This window comes from Geodermatophilus sp. SYSU D00879, from assembly GCF_054050375.1.
Window position 1 is genome coordinate 16,159 of sequence record NZ_JBJGZF010000011.1, and the last position, 18,000, is coordinate 34,158.

The window sequence follows — 18,000 nt, forward strand, 5'->3', positions numbered from 1 at the left end:
GGCGTGTCGCGTCGGCCGTGGTGTCGGACACCCTGCGTGACCAGGCCGTTGCAGTTGCGCGTCGGAGGAGAGCCGCCGACGGCGTGCGTGGGACCATCGACCAATGCGCATCGGCACCCTGCGACGGAGCCGGGCCCAGGAGGCGGCACCCGGGGTGAGCGGCACCGTCCGGCTGGACCGTCGCACCAAGAACCTCACCAAGCGCCTGCGGCCCGGCGACATCGCCGTCATCGACCACGTGGACATCGACCGGGTCAGCGCCGACTCCCTCGTCGCCGCCCGGGTCGGGGCCGTCGTCAACGCCGCCCCCAGCATCTCCGGCCGCTACCCGAACCTGGGCCCGGAGATCATCACCGCGGCCGGCATCCCCCTCGTCGACGGCGTCGGCAAGGACGTGTTCGCCGCGCTCAAGGAGGGCGCGCAGGTCCGCGTCGAGGGCGACACGCTCTACGGCCCCGACGGCGCCGCCGTCGCGAAGGGCACCGAGCAGACGCCGGAGACCGTCGCCACCGCGATGGCCGAGGCCAAGGCCGGGCTGTCCACGCAGTTGGAGGCGTTCGCCACCAACACGATGGAGTACATGAAGCGCGAGCGCGCGCTGCTGCTCGACGGCGTCGGCGTGCCCGACGTGCAGACCGCCATCGAGGGCCGGCACGTGCTCGTCGTCGTCCGCGGCTACGACTACAAGGAGGACCTGCAGGCGCTGCGGTCCTACATCCGCGACTACCGGCCGGTCCTCGTCGGCGTCGACGGCGGCGCGGACGCGCTCATCGAGGCCGGCTACTCGCCGGACATGATCATCGGCGACATGGACTCGGTCAGCGACCACGTCCTCAAGAGCGGCGCCGAGGTCGTCGTGCACGCCTACGTCGACGGCCGCGCCCCCGGCCTCAAGCGGGTGCAGGACCTCGGCGTCGACGCGATCACCTTCCCGGCCGCGGCGACCAGCGAGGACATCGCGATGCTGCTGGCCGACGAGAAGGGCGCCAAGCTCATCGTCGCCGTCGGCACCCACGCCACGCTGGTGGAGTTCCTCGACAAGGGCCGCGGCGGCATGGCCTCGACCTTCCTCACCCGGCTGCGGCTGGGCGGCAAGCTGGTCGACGCCAAGGGCGTGAGCCGGCTCTACCGCAGCCGCATCTCGACCGCCGCGCTGGTCGTGCTCGTGCTCGCCGCGCTCGTCGCCATCGTCGCCGCCCTGGCCGTCACCACCGCCGGGCGGATCTACTTCGACCTGCTGGTCGACCAGTGGGACAGCTTCGTGTTCTGGTTGGAGAACCTCTTCTCGTGATCGACTTCCGGTACCACCTGGTCTCCCTGATCGCGGTGTTCCTCGCGATCGCCCTGGGGCTGGTGATCGGCGCGACCCAGCTGTCGGGCCCGCTGCTGGACAACCTGCAGGGCCAGGTCACCTCGCTGCAGGAGGACAAGCGCGCGCTGGAGGACACCACCCAGCAGCTGCAGACGCAGGTCGACACCGACCAGGCCTTCGAGTCCGCCGTCGCCCCGGCCCTGGTGCAGGGCGCCCTGACCGGCCGCAGCGTGCTGCTGGTGCAGGCCTCCGAGGAGGTCACCACCGACACCGTCGAGGAGGTCACCGCGCTGGTCACCGAGGCGGGCGGCACGATCTCCGGGCAGCTCTCGCTGGCGCCGGAGTACAGCGACCCGGCCAGCGAGGCGGGCCTGCAGAGCTACGTGACGGGACCGGGCCGCCCGGTCGGCGTCACGCTGCCCGAGACCGACGACACCGGCCAGCTGGTCGGCGCGCTGCTCGCCCAGGTCCTCATGGTCCCGGCCGACGGCACCCCGGCCCCCGACACCGCCGCGGTGTCCACCGTGTTGGCCGGGCTGTCGGCGCTCGAGGTCCTCTCCCAGGACTCGGCGTCGGTGACCCCGGCCGACTTCGCCGTGGTGCTCACCGCCGGGGCGCTCACCGGCGACGACGCCGCCGACCGCAACGACGTGCTCCTCGACCTGGTCACCGCCCTCGACGCCGAGGGCTCGGGCGCGGTCGTGGCCGGCGACGCCGACGCGGCGGGGGAGGACGGCCTGGTGGGCGTCGTGCGCGCCGACCCGGAGGTCTCCGCGGCGGTCTCCTCGGTGGACAACGTGACCAGCCCCTCGGGCCAGATCAGCACCGTGCTGGCGCTGGGCCGCGAGCGCGAGGGCACCTCCGGCAAGTACGGCACCGGGGAGGACACCCAGCCGGTCCCGCCGGTGCCGGCCACGACCCCGTGACCGGCCGACGGCTCGCCCTCGCGCTCGCCGGTGCGGCCGCGGCCCGGCTCGGCCTCGCCGGGGCCGCCGCGCTCACCGCCCGCCCGGCCGGGGCCCCCTGGCGGCGGTCCAACTACGCCGGGCGCCCGGTGACCCTGCTCGGCGGGCCGGCGCTGGCCGCGGCCGCCACCGCGGCCGCCGCGCTCGGCGCCCCGGCCGGCACCCGCGGCGCAGCCGTCGTCGCCGGGGCGGTGTCCGGGCTGGTCGGCGGCTACGACGACCTCGCCGGCGCCCGCCCCGAGCAGGCGCGGGACAAGGGCCTGGCCGGGCACCTGGCCGCGCTGCGCGCCGGCCGGGTGTCGGCCGGCGCGGTCAAGGTCGCCGGGATCGGCGCCGCCGCCGCGGTGACCGCGGTGCTCACGCGCCGGGACCGGGGGCCGGCCGACGCCGTCCTCACCACCGGCCTGGTCGCGGGCACCGCCAACCTGGTCAACCTGCTCGACCTGCGCCCCGGCCGCGCCGCCAAGGCCGGCGCGCTCGCCGCCGCGGCGGGCCTACGCGGCCCGGCCGGCGGCCTGGCCGCCGGCCCGCTCGGCGCGGCGCTGGCGGTGCTGCCCGCCGACCTCGGTGAGCGGGTGATGCTGGGCGACGCCGGCGCCAACGCCCTCGGCGCGCTGCTCGGCCTGCGGGCCGCCGCCGTCCCCTCGCGCCCGGCGCGCGCCGGCCTGCTGGCCGCGGTCACCGCGCTCACCCTCGCCAGCGAGCGGGTCAGCTTCACCCGGGTCATCGAGGCCACGCCGGGCCTGCGCGAGCTCGACCGGCTCGGCCGCCGCCCGGCGTGAGCGCGGGACCGGCGGTGCGCCCGCCCGGCCGCCGCGTCGCGCAGGGGGTCGCCGGCGCCGCCGCGCTCATCGCCGTCCTCACCGTGCTGGCCCGCCTCGCCGGGTTCGGGCGCACGCTGGTGTTCACCAACGCCGTCGGCGCGGACAGCACCGGCGACACCTACACCGCGGCCAACACCGTCCCGAACATCGTCTTCGAGGTGGTGGCGGGCGGGGCGCTGGCCTCCCTCGTCGTCCCGATGCTGGCCGGGGGCATCGCCGCCGGGGACCGCGAGCAGGTCCGCCGGACCGCCTCGGCGCTGCTGGGCTGGACGCTGCTGGTGCTCACGCCGCTGGCCGCGCTGCTCGCGCTCCTCGCGCACCCGGTCGCCGGGCTGCTGCTCGGCGGCGGCACCCCCGCCGAGGTCGACCTCGCCGCCCGCTTCCTCGTCGTGTTCGCGCCGCAGGTGGTGCTCTACGGCCTCGCCGTCGTCGCCACCGGCGTGCTGCAGGCCCACCGCCGCTTCGCCTGGCCGGCGCTGGCGCCGCTGCTGTCCAGCGTCGTCGTCGCCGCCGCGTACACCGCCTTCGCCTGGACCGACGGCGGCCGCGAGGTGCAGGACCTGACGACGACGGGCGAGCTGGTCCTCGGGGTCGGGACGACGCTCGGCGTGCTGGCACTGGCCCTGGCGGTGCTGGTGCCGGTGCGCGGGCTGCACCTGGGGCTGCGGCCCGCGCTGCGCTTCCCGGTGGGCGCGGCGCCGCAGGTGCGCCGGCTGGCGGTCGCCGGGGTGCTCACCCTGGCCGGGCAGCAGCTGGTGGCCGCGGTCGCCATCCGGCTGGCCGGCGACGGGCCCGACGGCACCCAGGTCGCCTACACCGCCGGGCTCACGCTGTTCCTCGTGCCGTGGGCCGCGGTCGCGGTGCCGCTGGCCACCTCCGCCTACCCGCTCATGGCCGAGCGCGCCGCCGTCGGGGACCTGCCCGGCTACCGCCGCGCGCTGGCGCCGGTCACCGCCCTGGTCGTGGTCGCCAGCGCCGGGGCCGCCGCGGTGCTGGCCGCCGTCGCCGGGCCGATGGCGCGGGTGTTCCTCGTCGACGGCGGCGACGACCGGGTGGCCGCGCTGCGCGACGCCGTCGTCGCCTTCGCGCCGGGCCTGGTCGGGTACGGCCTGGTCGCCGTCCTCACCCGGGCGCTGTACGCCCGCGGGCTGTGGAAGGCGCCGACGGCGTGCGTGCTCGGCGGGTGGCTGCTCGCCGTGGCCGCCGACGTCGTCCTGTCCGCCGCGCTGCCGGCCACCGACCGGGCGCTGGCGCTGGCCGCCGGGCACAGCGTCGGCGTGACCGCGGCGGGCGTCGGCCTGCTCGCCGTCACCGCGCGGACGGCGGGGTCGGCGGGGCTGGCCGGGCTGGCCCGCCTGGGGCTGCCCGCGCTGCTCGCCGCCGGGGCGGGCGCGGGCGCGGGCCTCGCGGTCGCCCGGGCGCTGGGCGTCGACCCGGTGCCCGGCGGGTCCCTGTTCGGCGCGGTGGGCGCGGGGCTGCTGGTGGCGGCGACGGTGACCGCGGTGGCGGCGGCCGTCATGATGGGGACGGCGCGCCGCCCGCTGACCGCGGCGGTGCGCGCGCTGCGGACGCCCGGGGGGACGGAGGTGCACGGTGGCTGAGGCCCGACCGCTGGCCGGCCGCCGGGTCGCCGAGGTGCTCGCCACCAGCACCGGCGGTGTGGGCACCCACCTGCGCTCGGTGCTGCCCGCGCTGGCCGCCGCCGGCGCGCGGGTCACCGTCTGCGGGCCCGCGGCCACCGACGCGCTGTTCGGCTTCTCCGCCGCCGCCGGGTTCACCCCGGTGGAGATCTCCGCCGGGCTCGACCCGCTCGCCGACACCCGCGCGGTGCTCGCGCTGCGCCGCGCCACCGCCGGGGCCGACCTCGTGCACGCCCACGGGCTGCGCGCCGGCCTGGTCGCCGCCGCCGCGGTGCGCACCGGCCCCCGCCGCCCGCTGGTGGTGACCCTGCACAACGCGCTGCCCGAGCGCTCCGGCCCGCTGCGCCGGGTGCTGGCCGCCGCCGAGCGGGCCACCGTCCGCGCCGCCGACGTCGTGCTGGCCGCCTCCGGCGACCTCGCCGACAACGCCCGCCGCCTCGGCGCCCGCGACGTCCGGGTGGCGCCGGTGTCGGCGCCCGCGCTGCCGCCGGCGCGGAGGACCCGCGACGAGGTCCGCGCCGGCCTGGGCCTGGCCGACGGCCGGCCGCTGGTGCTCGCCGTCGGCCGGCTGCACCCGCAGAAGGGCTACGACGTCCTCCTCGACGCCGCCGCGGCCCTGACCCGGGGAGCGGCCCGCGACCCCGCGCCGCTGGTCTCGATCGCCGGCGACGGCCCGCTGGAGGCCGAGCTGTCCGCCCGGATCGCGGCGCAGCGGCTGCCGGTGACCCTGCTCGGCCGCCGCGACGACGTCGCCGACCTGCTGGCCGCCGCGGACCTGGTCGTGCTGCCCTCCCGCTGGGAGGCGCGCTCGCTCACCGCCCAGGAGGCGCTGCGGGCCGGCACGCCGCTGGTCGCCACCCGCACCGGCGGGCTGCCGGAGCTGCTCGGCGACGGCGCGGTGCTGGTGCCCCCCGGCGACGCCGCCGCGCTGGCCGGCGCGGTCACCGACCTGCTGGCCGACCCCGCCCGCGCCGCAGCGCTGGCGCAGGCCGGGCGGGCGCAGGCGGCGGGCTGGCCGGACGAGGCCGCCACCGCCCGCACCCTCGCCGCCGTCTACCGCGAGCTGCTGGGGCCCCCGCGGTGAGGCGCGCCGCCGTCCTGCTGTCCGTGCTCCTGGCGCTGCTCGGCGCCGGGCTGCCCGGGGCAGCGGCGGCGGACGACGACCGGCGCGCCGACCGGGTGCTGGTGGTCGGCGTGCCAGGGCTGGTGTGGGACGACGTCGACCCCGAGCGGACCCCGGCCCTGTGGGAGCTGGCCGGCAGCTCGCCGGTCGGAGCGGTGTCGGTGCGCGCGGCCCGCTCCACCACCTGCCTGCTCGACGGCTGGGCCACCCTCGGCGCGGGCAACCGGGCCCGCTTCCCGGCGCCGGACGAGATGCTGCCGGCGGTCCCGCTGCCCACCGTGCCGCTGCCGGGGGCGACGCCGGACGTCCCCGGCGAGCCCGGCGCGGCCCCCTCGCAGGAGCCGGTGCCGGCCGGGCCGCCGGCCAGCCCCGAGCTGTCGCACTGCGGGCTGCAGGAGCGGCTGGCGGAGGTGGGGCTGGCCGATCCGCTCAGCGCCGTCCGCGCGGTCGCCGAGGACGACGCCAGCGCCCGCTTCGGCGCCGAGCCGGGCGCGCTGGGTGCCGCGGTCGGCTGCGCGACCGTCGTCGGGCGGGCGGCGGCGCTGGCCGTGGCCGCGCCCGGGGTCGGGCTGACCCGCGAGGACGCGCTGCCGGCCGACCCGGCGGCGCTGGCCGCGCTGCTGGAGCCCTGCCCGCTCACCCTGGTCTCCCTCGACGGCCTGGTCGACGCCGGCGTCCCCGCGCCCGAGGGCAGCGAGACCGGCACCGACCCGGTCTCCCGCGAGGCCGCGCTGGCCGCCGTCGACGAGCAGGTGGCCCGGCTGCGCGCCGCCGTGGACACGCTGCCCGGCGAGACGCTGCTGCTGGTGCAGGGCGTCTCGGAGGTCAACGACGGCCGCCCGCAGCTGCACGTGGGCATCGCCTCCGGGCCCGGGTTCACCGGCCCGGGGTGGCTCACCTCGGCGAGCACCGGCCGGGCGCCGTTCACCCAGCTCATCGACGTCGCCCCGACCGTGCTGCGCGCGCTGGGCCTCGAGCAGCCGGCGTCGGTCAACGGCCAGCCGCTCACCGTCGCCGGGGGCCACCCGGCCACCGCGGAGGCGGTCGCGCAGCTGGAGCGGGCCAACACCGCCGCGGTCACCCACCACCGCAGCACCGGCACGTTCTTCACGGCCCTGGTGGCGGTGCAGGCCGCCGTCGTCGTCCTCGGCGTGCTGGTGCTCGGCCTCACCCGGACCGCGCGGCCGCGCGCCCGGCTGCGGCCGCTGCTGGAGCTCGCCGCGCTCGCGGCCGCGGCGCTGCCCGTGGCCACCTACCTGGCCGGGCTGCTGCCCTGGGAGCGCGCCGGCTCGCCGCGGTGGGCGCTGGCCGGGGCGCTGCTGGTGGCCGACGCCGCGGTGGTCGCGGTCGCCCTGCTGGGGCCGTGGCGCCGGCGCCGCGGCGGGCCGCCGCTGGCCGTCCTCGCGCTCACCGTCGGCACGCTGGTCGCCGACGTGCTCACCGGCTCGTCCCTGGAGCTCAACGGGCTGCTGGGCTACGACGCGATCGTCGCCGGGCGGTTCACCGGCTACGGCAACCTCACCTCCGGCCTGCTGTCGGGAGCCGCGCTGGTCGGCACCGCCGTCGTCGCCACGACGGCCGGCCGCCGCGCCGGCGCCGGGCGGGACGACGGCGGGCGGCGGGCCCGGCGGGTCACCGGCGCCGTCGTCCTGGGCGCCGGGCTGGTCACCGTGGCGCTGGTCGGCGCGCCGGGGCTGGGCCGCGACTTCGGCGGCGTGCTCGCGGTGCTGCCCGGCTTCCTGCTGCTGGCCATGCTGCTCACCGGCGTGCGGGTGACCGTGGTGCGGCTGGCCGCGGTGCTCGGCGCCGGGGTGGTCGCCGTCGGCACGCTGGCGTTCCTGGACTGGCTGCGGCCGGCCGCCGAGCGCAGCCACCTCGGCCGGTTCGTCGAGCAGCTGCTCACCGGCGAGGCGTGGACGGTGGTCAGCCGCAAGGCGTCGGCCAACGTCGACATCCTGCTCGGCAGCGCGCTGGCGTGGATGCTGCCGGTGGCGCTGGTGGCCGCCGTCTGGCTGGTGCGCGGCCGCCGGCCGGCGCTGCTGCGCGGCCCCGGCCTGCTCCGCGACGGCGGCGCGGGGCTGCCCCCGGCCGACGCGGCCGCGCTGCGCGCCGGGCTGGTCGCCGCGGCGCTGAGCCTGGCCCTGGGCGCCGCGGTCAACGACTCCGGCGTCGCGCTGCCCGCGACCGCCGCCGCGCTGCTCGTGCCGCTGCTGGTGACGCTGGCCACGACCGCGCCGGGCCGGCGGGGCGTACCCGCCGGTGACCGGGGCGAGGACCCGGATCGTGTTACGGTGGGTTCCCGTGGGTCGACCTGGAATGCGTGATCGCGGGCTCCTCCACAACTCCCAGCCGACGAAGTTCGTCTTCGTCACCGGTGGAGTTGTCTCCTCTCTCGGCAAGGGCCTGACGGCCAGTTCCCTCGGCGCTCTGCTGTCCGCCCGCGGCCTGCGGGTGACCATGCAGAAGCTGGACCCGTACCTCAACGTGGACCCGGGGACGATGAACCCGTTCCAGCACGGCGAGGTCTTCGTCACCGAGGACGGCGCGGAGACCGACCTCGACGTCGGTCACTACGAGCGGTTCCTCGACACCGACCTCGGCCGGCGCTCGAACGTCACCACCGGGCAGGTCTACTCCGACGTGATCGCCAAGGAGCGGCGCGGCGAGTACCTGGGTGACACCGTGCAGGTCATCCCGCACATCACCAACGAGATCAAGTCCCGCATCCTCGCCGCGGCCGAGTCCGGCACCGACGACGACCAGGGCGTCGACGTCGTCATCACCGAGATCGGCGGCACGGTCGGCGACATCGAGTCGCTGCCCTTCCTCGAGGCCGCCCGGCAGGTGCGCCACGAGATCGGCCGGGACAACTGCTTCTTCCTGCACATCTCGCTGGTGCCCTACATCGCGCCGTCGGGCGAGCTGAAGACCAAGCCGACGCAGCACTCGGTGGCCGCGTTGCGCAACATCGGCATCCAGCCCGACGCGCTGGTCTGCCGCGCCGACCGCGAGATCGGCACCGGCCTCAAGCGCAAGATCAGCCTGATGTGCGACGTCGACGCCGAGGGCGTCATCTCCTGCCCCGACGCGCCGTCGATCTACGACATCCCCAAGGTGCTGCACCGCGAGGGCCTGGACGCCTACGTCGTCCGCCGGCTGGGCCTGCCCTTCCGCGACGTCGACTGGACCGTGTGGGGCGACCTGCTCGAGCGGGTGCACCGCCCGAAGCAGACGGTGACGATCGCGTTGGTCGGCAAGTACGTCGACCTGCCCGACGCCTACCTGTCGGTCAGCGAGGCGCTGCGCGCGGGCGGGTTCGCCCACCGCGCCCGGGTGCAGATCCGCTGGGTGCCCTCCGACGACTGCCAGACCCCCGAGGGGGCGGCGGCCGCGCTGTCCGACGTCGACGGGGTGTGCGTCCCCGGCGGGTTCGGCGTCCGCGGCATCGAGGGCAAGCTCGGCGCGATCCGCTACACCCGCACCAACGGCATCCCGACCCTGGGGCTGTGCCTGGGCCTGCAGTGCATGGTCATCGAGTACGCCCGCAACGTGGCCGGGCTCGAGCAGGCCAACTCCGCCGAGTTCGACCCCGACACCCCCGACGCCGTCATCGCCACCATGGCCAGCCAGGTCGACGTCATCGCCGGCGAGCGCGGGCTGGGCGGCACCATGCGGCTGGGCAGCTACCCGGCGCAGCTGCTCAAGGGCTCGCAGGCCGCGGCGGCCTACGGCTCGACCGAGATCACCGAGCGACACCGGCACCGCTACGAGGTGGCCAACGCCTACCGCGACCGGCTCTCCGACGCGGGCCTGGTGTTCAGCGGCACCTCGCCCGACGGCCTGCTGGTCGAGTTCGCCGAGCTGCCGCGCGAGGTGCACCCGTTCTTCGTCGGCACCCAGGCCCACCCGGAGCTCAAGAGCCGGCCCACCCGCCCGCACCCGCTGTTCGCGGCCTTCGTCGACGCGGCCATCGACCGCGCCGAGTCGGCCCGGCTGCCGGTGCCCGTGGAGGCCGAGGCGGAGAAGGTCGGGATCTGAGGTGACCGAGCGGGCCGCTGACGGCGACTACCGCGTCCTCGGCAGCGAGACGGTCTACGAGGGCCGGGTCATCACGCTGGTCAAGGACACCGTCGCCATGCCCGGCGGCGGCGAGGGCGTGCGCGAGGTGGTCCGCCACCCGGGCGCGGTCGCCGTGGTCGCGCTGGGCGACGACGGGCGGGTCGTGCTGCTCCGGCAGTACCGGCACCCGGTCGGCGGCTACCTGTGGGAGCTGCCCGCCGGCCTGCGCGACGCCGACGGCGAGCCGCCGCTGGAGACGGCGAAGCGGGAGCTGGCCGAGGAGGTGCGGATGGCCGCCGCGCGGTGGTCGCTGCTCACCACCAGCTTCAGCACCCCGGGCTTCTGCGACGAGCTGGTGCTGGTCTACCTCGCCGAGGGCCTGTCCGACGTCGACCGGCCCGAGGGCTTCACCGTGGAGCACGAGGAGCTGGACATGACCGTCGAGCGGGTGCCGCTGGACGAGGCGGTGCAGCGGGTGTTCGACGGGCGGATCCGCAACGCCGCCGCCGTCATCGGCCTGCTCGCCGCCGCCCAGCACCGCGCCGCGGGCCCGCGGCTGCGCCCCGTCGACGCCACGTAGCGGCGCCTCGCTCCCGCACCGGGATCGGCGGTCTCGTGGCCATCGGCCGCTGATCGCCACGGGACCGCCGGTCTCGGTGCGTCAGCCGATGACGACGGGGCTGGACCACCCGACCTGCTGGTACTCGGGAACCTGCGTGCCGGCGTCGAGGACGAGCTCCTCGAGCCAGAAGACGTAGGGGACGCCGCTGGTCAGCCCGCCGATGCTCGCGGTCACCTCGCCGCAGTCGCCGCGCTGCCCGACGGTCACCTGCGGCGGCGCCGGCTGCTCGCCGGTCACCAGCTGCTGGCTGACCGCCGTCACCCGGTAGCCCTGCACGGACTCCCGGCCGTCGGCCTGCCAGCTCACCGTCGCCGACCCCGGCCCGGGGACGACGCCCGGCGGCACCTGGCGCAGGCTGCCGTACCCGCCGCACTGCGCGGGCGGCGGCGTGGTCCGCAGCGGCTCGCCGTGCGGGACCAGCGGGCTCGGCACCTCGACGTGCAGCCGGCGCGGCACGGGAAGCGCGAGCACCGGGGCGTCGACCACCGGCTCCGGCGCGTCCGCCACGGTCCGGGGCGCGTCCGCGACGCGCGCGGGCTCCGGGCCGCCGGCGGTGCCCGCGTTGCGGAACGGCGCCCAGGACGCGGTCACCTGCGCGGCGAGGTCCGTGGCCGGCGCCGACAGCGCGACCAGCCCCACCGCCGCCACGGCGGCCACCCGCCCGGCGATCCCGCCGGCCGACGGTCCCCGCCGTCGCGACCGCGTCGGCCGCCGTCTCGCTCGTCCCACGGACACCTCCCGGCTCGGGAGGGGACATCGGCACCGGCGGTCGCGGACTCAACCCGAGAGCGGCGGCGCGGTGGCCCCGGAGCCCGCGGCGTCCGGCGCGGGCAGCCGCAGCCCCAGCCGCCCGGCCTCCAGCGCGGCCAGCGCCCGCACCGCGGCGGGGTCGCCGGCGCGCCAGGCCGCGCCGGTCCCCGGCGGCAGTGCGGCCAGCCGGGGGAGCGGGGCGGTGGCGACGGCGCGGGCGGCGAGCAGGTGCAGGTCCGGGTCGGGGCCGGCGGCCAGCCGCTGCACCGCCGTCGCCTCCTGCACCCAGCGCAGCCGCCACGGCAGCCAGCGCAGCAGCAGCCAGCCCACCGGCAGCACCACCAGGACGACGGCGAGGACCAGCGCGAGCGTGCCGACGGCGTCCTGCGCCGCCTGCCCGGCGCCCCGCACGGAGCCCGCGGCGTCGCCGAGCGCGTCGAACGGCGAGGACAGCTCGTCGCCGACGACCGGCACGTCCTGCGCGACGTCCGCGGCCGAGCCCATGCTGTCGGCGACCGACGTCCCGAGGTCCTCCACCGCCCGGCCGGGCCCGGCCAGCGCCAGCACCGCCCCGTGCACCGCGCGCGCCACCAGCACCCACAGCACGGCCCAGGCCAGCAGTCCGGCGTCGGCCCCCACCTGGCGCAGGCGGTGGTCGGGTCGGGCGGCGTACAGGCGCATCAGCGGGTCCTCCCGGGGGTCAGGCGGCGCGGTCCGGCCCCCGCCATCGTCGGCGCTGCGCGCGGTCCCGGCAGCGCGGGGCGGCCAGGCTCTAGGGTCCGGAGTGAGCTCCCTCACCCGGGAGCGGACGACAGGCGCGGGCCGACGACCTCGGCCCGGTCGACATCCAGGAGTGGTCATGCGCGTCGGGGTGCCCCGCGAGGTCAAGAACAGGGAGTACCGGGTGGCGTTGACCCCGGCCGGGGTCACGGAGCTGACCCGGGCCGGGCACACGGTGCTCGTCGAGCAGGGCGCGGGGGAGGGCAGCTCCATCCCGGACGCCGACTACACCGCCGCGGGCGCGCGGATCGTCGCGAGCGCCGACGACGTCTGGGCCGACGCCGACCTGCTGCTCAAGGTCAAGGAGCCGGTCGAGGAGGAGTACGGGCGGCTGCGCGCCGGGCAGACGCTGTTCACCTACCTCCACCTGGCCGCCTCGCGGGCGTGCACCGAGGCGCTGGTCGCCTCCGGCACCACCGCGATCGCCTACGAGACCGTGCAGACGGCCGGCGGCGCGCTGCCGCTGCTCGCGCCGATGAGCGAGGTCGCCGGGCGGATGGCGCCGCAGGTCGGCGCGCACAGCCTCGAGCGCGCGCACGGCGGCCGCGGCGTCCTGCTCGGCGGGGTGTCGGGCGTCTACGCGGCCAAGGTCGTCGTCATCGGCGCCGGGGTGTCGGGCATGAACGCCGCGACCATCGCCCTGGGCATGCAGGCCGAGGTCGTCGTCCTCGACCGCGACGTCGACAAGCTGCGCGCCGCCGACCGTGTCTACCGCGGCCACCTGCAGACGGTGACCTCCAACGCCTACGAGGTCGAGCGGGCCGTCCTCGACGCCGACCTGGTGATCGGCGCGGTGCTGGTCCCCGGCGCCAAGGCGCCCACGCTGGTGAGCAACGAGCTGGTCAGCCGGATGAAGCGGGGGTCGGTGCTCGTCGACATCGCCGTCGACCAGGGCGGGTGCTTCGAGGACTCGCGTCCCACGACACACGACGACCCGACCTTCCGGGTGCACGAGTCGGTGTTCTACTGCGTGGCGAACATGCCCGGCGCCGTCCCGAACACCTCCACGCACGCGCTCACCAACGTGACGCTGCCCTACGTCATGGCCCTGGCCGAGCAGGGGACGCGGGCGGCCGTCGCCGCGGACCCGGCGCTCGCGCACGGCGTCAACGTCGTCGCCGGGCAGGTGACGCTGTCCGAGGTCGCCGACGCGCACGGGATGACCGCCGTGCCCTGGGAGGAGGTCCTGTCCTGACCGCCACGATCGGTGCCGGTCCCGACGTCGAGCGGGTGGTCGGCGGCTACCTCGACCACCTCGCCGTCGAGCGCGGGCTGGCCGCCAACACCATCGCCTCCTACCGGCGTGACCTGCGCCGGTACGCGCGGTTCCTCGCCGACGCGGGGGTGCGGGGCCTGGGGGAGGTCGCCGAGAGCGACGTCTCCGGGTTCCTCGCGGCGCTGCGGGCCGGCGACGACGAGCACCCGCCGCTGTCGGCCACCTCGGCCGCGCGCGCCGTCGTCGCCGTCCGCGGGCTGCACCGCTTCGCGCTGCTGGACGGGCTGGTGCCCGGCGACGTCGCCGCGGAGGTGCGCCCGCCCGCCCCGGCGCGGCGGCTGCCCAAGGCGATCCCGGTCGAGGCGGTGGTGGCGCTGATCGAGGCCGCCGGGTCGGTGGAGGGTCCGCGCGGGCTGCGCGACCGGGCGCTGCTCGAGGTGCTCTACGGCACCGGCGCGCGCATCTCCGAGGCGGTCGGCCTCGCCGTCGACGACCTCGACCGCGGCCAGGCGGTGGTGCGGCTGGCCGGCAAGGGCGGCAAGGAGCGGATCGTCCCGGTGGGCAGCTACGCGCTGCGCGCCGTCGAGGACTACCTGGTGCGCGCCCGCCCGGCACTGGCCGCGGCCGGGCGGGGCGGCGTCCGGGGCGGGCGGCTGTTCCTCAACGCCCGCGGCGGGCCGCTGTCGCGGCAGAGCGCCTGGGCGATCCTGCGGTCGGCGGCCGAGCGGGCCGGGCTGGACCTCGACCACGTCTCGCCGCACACGCTGCGGCACTCGTTCGCCACCCACCTGCTCGACGGCGGCGCCGACGTCCGCGTGGTGCAGGAGCTGCTCGGCCACGCGTCGGTGACGACGACCCAGGTCTACACGCTGGTCACCGTCGACAAGCTGCGCGAGGTGTACGCCAGCAGCCACCCGAGGGCCCTGTCCTGACGACGGCGGGGCGGCCCGTCTGGCAGGTCCTGCCCACGGCTACCCGCCGGTACGCCGGAACCTGGGCGACTTCCGCCAGCAACCGGCGTGTTGCGTGGATCGTTCGAGGTGATCTCCCTACCGTCGCAGAGGACCCGAGCGGACCGGGCCGGCCGAGACCGCGGCCGGCTCCGCCGGGGAGCACGGAGGAGTGGCGACTCATGGCGATCCGAGGGGACGTGGCCGGGCAGGCTCTCGCACTCCCGGCCGACGGCGGGGAGATGGGTGCGGCCGCCTCGAAGCTGGACCCCGCCCGCGCGCGGCAGCGCAAGCTGCCCGAGCCGCCGCCGCTGACGCAGCACGGCCCGGCGCAGGTCATCGCGATGTGCAACCAGAAGGGCGGCGTCGGCAAGACGACGTCGACGATCAACCTGGGCGCCGCGCTGGTCGAGTACGGCCGCAAGGTGCTGCTGGTCGACCTGGACCCGCAGGGCGCGCTGTCGGTCGGCCTGGGCGTGCCCTCCCAGCAGCTGGACCGCACGATCTACAACGCGCTCATGGAGCCGCGGACCACGCTGGCCGACGTCCGCGTGCCCACCGACGTGCCCGGCCTGGACCTGGTGCCCAGCAACATCGACCTGTCCGCCGCCGAGGTGCAGCTGGTCAGCGAGGTCGCCCGCGAGCAGACGCTGCTGCGCAAGCTGGCCGACGTCCGCGACGAGTACGACTACATCCTCATCGACTGCCAGCCCTCGCTGGGCCTGCTCACGGTCAACGCCCTGACCGCGGCGCACGGCGTGGTCATCCCGCTGGAGTGCGAGTTCTTCTCGCTGCGCGGCGTGGCGCTGCTGGTCGACACGATCGACAAGGTGCGCGAGCGGCTCAACCCCGAGCTGGAGATCTCCGGGATCCTCGCCACGATGTACGACACCCGGACCGTGCACTGCCGGGAGGTGTTCAGCCGGGTGGTCGAGGCCTTCGGCGACACCGTGTTCCAGACGGTCATCCAGCGCACCGTGCGCTTCCCGGAGACGACCGTCGCCGGCCAGCCGATCACCACCTGGGCGCCGACCTCCTCCGGTGCGGCCGCCTACCGCGACCTGGCCAAGGAGGTCATCGCCCTGTGACCCGTCGCCCCGTCCTCCCCGGCGCGGCCGAGCTGTTCCGCCGCACCGACGTGCCGCAGGCGGAGGTCACCGAGCTGCCGAGCGTGAGCTCGGCGGTCAGCTCCCCGGCGCTGCGGGGTGCCCGCCGCGCGGCGGAGCCGGCCCCCGCCGAGGAGGCGCCCGCCCCGCTCACGCTGGTCCCCGGCGGCGCGCCGGCCGACGCGCTGGCCGCCTTCCGCACGCCGGCCCCCGCCCCGGCCCCCGGCGCCCGCACCCGCGGCAAGCCCGCCCGGGCCTCGGGCAACGGCCGGACCAAGCACGACGAGAAGATCACCGTCTACCTCTCCGCCGAGGAGCTGCTGGGCCTGGAGAGCGCCCGGCTCACGCTGCGCGCCCAGCACGGCGTGGCCGCCGACCGCGGCCGGATCGTGCGCGAGGCGATCGCGGTGCTGCTCGCCGACCTCGAGGAGCAGGGCGAGGACTCGGTGCTGGTGCGCCGGCTCCGGGGCTGAACGTCGTCCGGGGCGCATACGCTTGCTCCCCGTGAGCGGTGAGGTGCAGGCGGTGGCGGAGCGCCCGGCGGAGCCGGCGCGCTTCACCGTCCGGCTCACCAACTTCGAGGGCCCGTTCGACCTGCTGCTGCAGCTGATCGGAAAGCACCAGCTCGACGTCACCGAGATCGCCCTGTCGGTGGTCACCGACGAGTTCATCGCCCACCTGCGGGCGCTCGGCGACGAGCTCGACCTCGACCAGGCCAGCGAGTTCCTCGTCGTCGCCTCCACCCTGCTCGACCTCAAGGCCGCGCGGCTGCTGCCCGCCGCGGAGATCGAGGACGAGGAGGACCTCGAACTGCTCGAGGCCCGCGACCTGCTGTTCGCCCGGCTGCTGCAGTACCGCGCCTACAAGCAGGCGGCCGCGTTCCTCCGCGAACGCGAGGCCGTCGCCGCCGGCCGGTACCCCCGCGAGGCGCCGCTGGAGCCGCGGTTCGCCGAGCTGCTGCCCGAGGTGCTGCTCGGCGTCACCCCCGAGCGGTTCGCCGCGCTGGCGGCGAGGGCGCTGACGCCGAAGGAGCCGCCCACCGTCGGCGTCTCCCACCTGCACGCGCCGCCGGTCAGCGTGGCCGAGCAGCTGCTCGCCGTCCGCAGCGCGCTCATCGGCGCCGGGACGCTCACCTTCCGCGCGCTGACCGCCGAGTGCTCCTCGACGCTGGAGGTCGTGGCCCGCTTCCTCGCGTTGCTCGAGCTGTACCGGCAGCAGCGGGTCACCTTCACCCAGCTGACGCCGCTGGGGGAGCTGCACGTGCGGTGGACCGGCCCGGTCCCGTCCGGTCCCGCCGGGGACGACGCCGCCGACGACGCCGACGACGACGTCGCGACGGAGGACCTGCCGTGAGCGACCGGCCGGAGGAGCAGGAGGAGGCCGGGCGCGGCCCGATCTCCTGGGAGACCCTGGCCGCCGAGCTCGAGGCCACCCGCGAGCAGGAGGCCGAGCGCCCCGACGCCGCCGACCCGGCGGTGTGGGACGCCGTCGCCGCGGAGCTCGCCGCCCGCGTCGCCGAGCGGCCGGCGCCGGGGCACGACGACGTCCCGCCGGTCCCCGAGGAGCCGCTCGTCCTCCCGGGGATGCCCGAGCCGGCGCCGGCGCCGGCACCCGCGCCGGAGCCGGAGGTGGAGCTCGACCCGGCCGAGCTGCGCGGCGGGCTGGAGGCGCTGCTGTTCGTCGCCGACGGGCCGGTCGACGAGGCGACGCTGGCCGGCGCCGTGCGCTGCCCGGTCGCCCGGGTGCGGACCGCGCTGGCCGACCTCGCCGCCGACCACGACGCGCGCCGGTCCGGCATCACGCTGCGCCGGGTGGGGGAGGGCTGGCGGTTCTACACCCGCGAGGAGTTCGCGCCCGTCGTCGAGCGGCACCTCGCGGAGGGGCAGCGCACCCGGCTGACCCAGGCGGCGCTGGAGACCCTCGCCGTCATCGCCTACCGGCAGCCGGTGACCCGCGCGCGGGTGTCGGCGATCCGCGGGGTCGGCGTCGACGGCGTCATGCGCACCCTGCTCGCCCGCGGCCTGGTCGCCGAGGTCGGCACCGACCCCGACAGCGGCGGCGGCCTCTACGGCACGACGCCGCTGTTCCTCGAGCGGCTCGGGCTCACCGGCCTCGACGAGCTCCCGCCGCTGGCGCCGCTGCTGCCCGACCCCACCGCGCTGGCCCGCGAGGAGGACCCGGACCGGTGAGCGGCCACGGCACCCCGCGCGCCGCCGTCGCGCTCGCCCTCGTCGCGCTGGCCGCTGCCGGCTGCTCGTCGGAGGAGGCGCAGCGGCAGGAGGCCTTCTGCGCGGAGGTCCCCGCCCTGCTCGAGGAGATCACCGCCGACGTCGACGCCGTCGCCTCCGACCCCCGGTCGGCGCCGCGGGTGGTCGAGGAGGCCGTCGGCCGGCTGGAGGCCGTCGAGCCGCCGGAGGCGGTGGCCGCGGACTGGGGCGACCTGGTCACCTCCTGGCGGGCGCTGTCGGACCTGCTCGGCGAGGCGGACCTCACCGACCCTGCGGCGAACGCCGACCTGGCGCCGCGGCTGCAGCAGCTCCAGCAGGACCTGACCTCCTCCGGCGAGGCCGTGGACGCCTACGGCCGGGAGGCCTGCTGACCCTCCGCCCGCGCCGCCCGGCTCCCGCCGCGGGGGTGGGAGACTGGGCGGCGA

Annotated in this window: 17 protein-coding genes; 15 read left to right on the forward strand and 2 right to left on the reverse strand. The window is 77.3% G+C overall.

Going from position 1 to position 18,000, the window contains the following annotated elements; genetic code table 11:
- Nucleotides 1–154 precede the first annotated feature (154 nt).
- Genes steA through ACI79B_RS14925 form a run of 8 tightly spaced genes read left to right on the forward strand, consistent with a single transcriptional unit; the run spans nucleotide 155 to nucleotide 10,503 of the window.
- Nucleotides 155–1,291: a putative cytokinetic ring protein SteA gene (gene steA, locus ACI79B_RS14890; RefSeq protein ID WP_456928720.1), complete on the forward strand. Its 1,137-nt coding sequence runs from the start codon at nucleotides 155–157 to the stop codon at nucleotides 1,289–1,291.
- Nucleotides 1,288–2,238, forward strand: coding sequence for a copper transporter (locus ACI79B_RS14895; protein WP_456928721.1), 951 nt, complete (start codon nucleotides 1,288–1,290; stop codon nucleotides 2,236–2,238). The genes steA and ACI79B_RS14895 overlap by 4 nt, the downstream gene beginning before the upstream one ends.
- Nucleotides 2,235–3,059 (forward strand): hypothetical protein, encoded by an 825-nt coding sequence (locus ACI79B_RS14900; RefSeq protein ID WP_456928722.1) that lies wholly within the window; start codon nucleotides 2,235–2,237, stop codon nucleotides 3,057–3,059. Before ACI79B_RS14895 ends, ACI79B_RS14900 begins: the two co-directional genes overlap by 4 nt.
- Nucleotides 3,056–4,702 carry a murein biosynthesis integral membrane protein MurJ gene (murJ, locus tag ACI79B_RS14905; protein ID WP_456928723.1) on the forward strand — a complete coding sequence of 549 codons (1,647 nt, stop codon included), beginning with the start codon at nucleotides 3,056–3,058 and terminating at the stop codon, nucleotides 4,700–4,702. The genes ACI79B_RS14900 and murJ overlap by 4 nt, the downstream gene beginning before the upstream one ends.
- Nucleotides 4,695–5,825 (forward strand): glycosyltransferase family 4 protein, encoded by a 1,131-nt coding sequence (locus ACI79B_RS14910; protein WP_456928724.1) that lies wholly within the window; start codon nucleotides 4,695–4,697, stop codon nucleotides 5,823–5,825. The genes murJ and ACI79B_RS14910 overlap by 8 nt, the downstream gene beginning before the upstream one ends.
- Nucleotides 5,822–8,188, forward strand: coding sequence for a hypothetical protein (locus ACI79B_RS14915; protein ID WP_456928725.1), 2,367 nt, complete (start codon nucleotides 5,822–5,824; stop codon nucleotides 8,186–8,188). The genes ACI79B_RS14910 and ACI79B_RS14915 overlap by 4 nt, the downstream gene beginning before the upstream one ends.
- A complete protein-coding gene (locus ACI79B_RS14920; protein ID WP_456928726.1) occupies nucleotides 8,166–9,902 on the forward strand; it encodes a CTP synthase in 1,737 nt (578 codons plus the stop codon). Before ACI79B_RS14915 ends, ACI79B_RS14920 begins: the two co-directional genes overlap by 23 nt.
- A gap of 1 nt (nucleotide 9,903) precedes the next feature.
- A complete protein-coding gene (locus ACI79B_RS14925) occupies nucleotides 9,904–10,503 on the forward strand; it encodes an NUDIX domain-containing protein (protein ID WP_456928727.1) in 600 nt (199 codons plus the stop codon).
- Between the two features lie 81 nt (nucleotides 10,504–10,584).
- Here ACI79B_RS14925 and ACI79B_RS14930 read toward each other — a convergent pair whose 3' ends face one another.
- Together ACI79B_RS14930 and ACI79B_RS14935 are read right to left on the reverse strand one after the other, a co-directional pair.
- Nucleotides 10,585–11,202 carry a hypothetical protein gene (locus ACI79B_RS14930; RefSeq protein ID WP_456928728.1) on the reverse strand — a complete coding sequence of 206 codons (618 nt, stop codon included), beginning with the start codon at nucleotides 11,200–11,202 and terminating at the stop codon, nucleotides 10,585–10,587.
- Between the two features lie 120 nt (nucleotides 11,203–11,322).
- Complete coding sequence (locus ACI79B_RS14935; protein ID WP_456928729.1) at nucleotides 11,323–11,976, reverse strand: hypothetical protein; 654 nt, start codon at nucleotides 11,974–11,976, stop codon at nucleotides 11,323–11,325.
- A 178-nt stretch (nucleotides 11,977–12,154) separates the two neighbouring features.
- Between ACI79B_RS14935 and ald the strand changes: the two genes are divergently transcribed.
- The 7 genes from ald to ACI79B_RS14970 all read left to right on the forward strand — a co-directional run bounded on the left by ald (nucleotide 12,155) and on the right by ACI79B_RS14970 (nucleotide 17,946).
- Nucleotides 12,155–13,270 (forward strand): alanine dehydrogenase, encoded by a 1,116-nt coding sequence (gene ald, locus ACI79B_RS14940; RefSeq protein WP_456928730.1) that lies wholly within the window; start codon nucleotides 12,155–12,157, stop codon nucleotides 13,268–13,270.
- 35 nt (nucleotides 13,271–13,305) lie between these two features.
- On the forward strand, nucleotides 13,306–14,223 hold the full coding sequence (locus ACI79B_RS14945; RefSeq protein WP_456928731.1) for a site-specific tyrosine recombinase XerD: 918 nt from the start codon (nucleotides 13,306–13,308) through the stop codon (nucleotides 14,221–14,223).
- Between the two features lie 200 nt (nucleotides 14,224–14,423).
- On the forward strand, nucleotides 14,424–15,329 hold the full coding sequence (locus tag ACI79B_RS14950) for a ParA family protein (RefSeq protein WP_456928732.1): 906 nt from the start codon (nucleotides 14,424–14,426) through the stop codon (nucleotides 15,327–15,329).
- On the forward strand, nucleotides 15,326–15,820 hold the full coding sequence (locus tag ACI79B_RS14955) for a hypothetical protein (RefSeq protein WP_456928733.1): 495 nt from the start codon (nucleotides 15,326–15,328) through the stop codon (nucleotides 15,818–15,820). Before ACI79B_RS14950 ends, ACI79B_RS14955 begins: the two co-directional genes overlap by 4 nt.
- A gap of 31 nt (nucleotides 15,821–15,851) precedes the next feature.
- A complete protein-coding gene (locus ACI79B_RS14960) occupies nucleotides 15,852–16,700 on the forward strand; it encodes a segregation and condensation protein A (RefSeq protein WP_456928734.1) in 849 nt (282 codons plus the stop codon).
- The gene (gene scpB / locus ACI79B_RS14965; protein WP_456928735.1) at nucleotides 16,697–17,536 is read left to right on the forward strand and encodes an SMC-Scp complex subunit ScpB; all 840 of its coding nucleotides are present in this window, start codon (nucleotides 16,697–16,699) and stop codon (nucleotides 17,534–17,536) included. Before ACI79B_RS14960 ends, scpB begins: the two co-directional genes overlap by 4 nt.
- Entirely contained in the window at nucleotides 17,533–17,946 is a 414-nt protein-coding gene (locus ACI79B_RS14970) for a hypothetical protein (protein WP_456928736.1), read from the forward strand. Before scpB ends, ACI79B_RS14970 begins: the two co-directional genes overlap by 4 nt.
- Nucleotides 17,947–18,000: the final 54 nt, after the last annotated feature.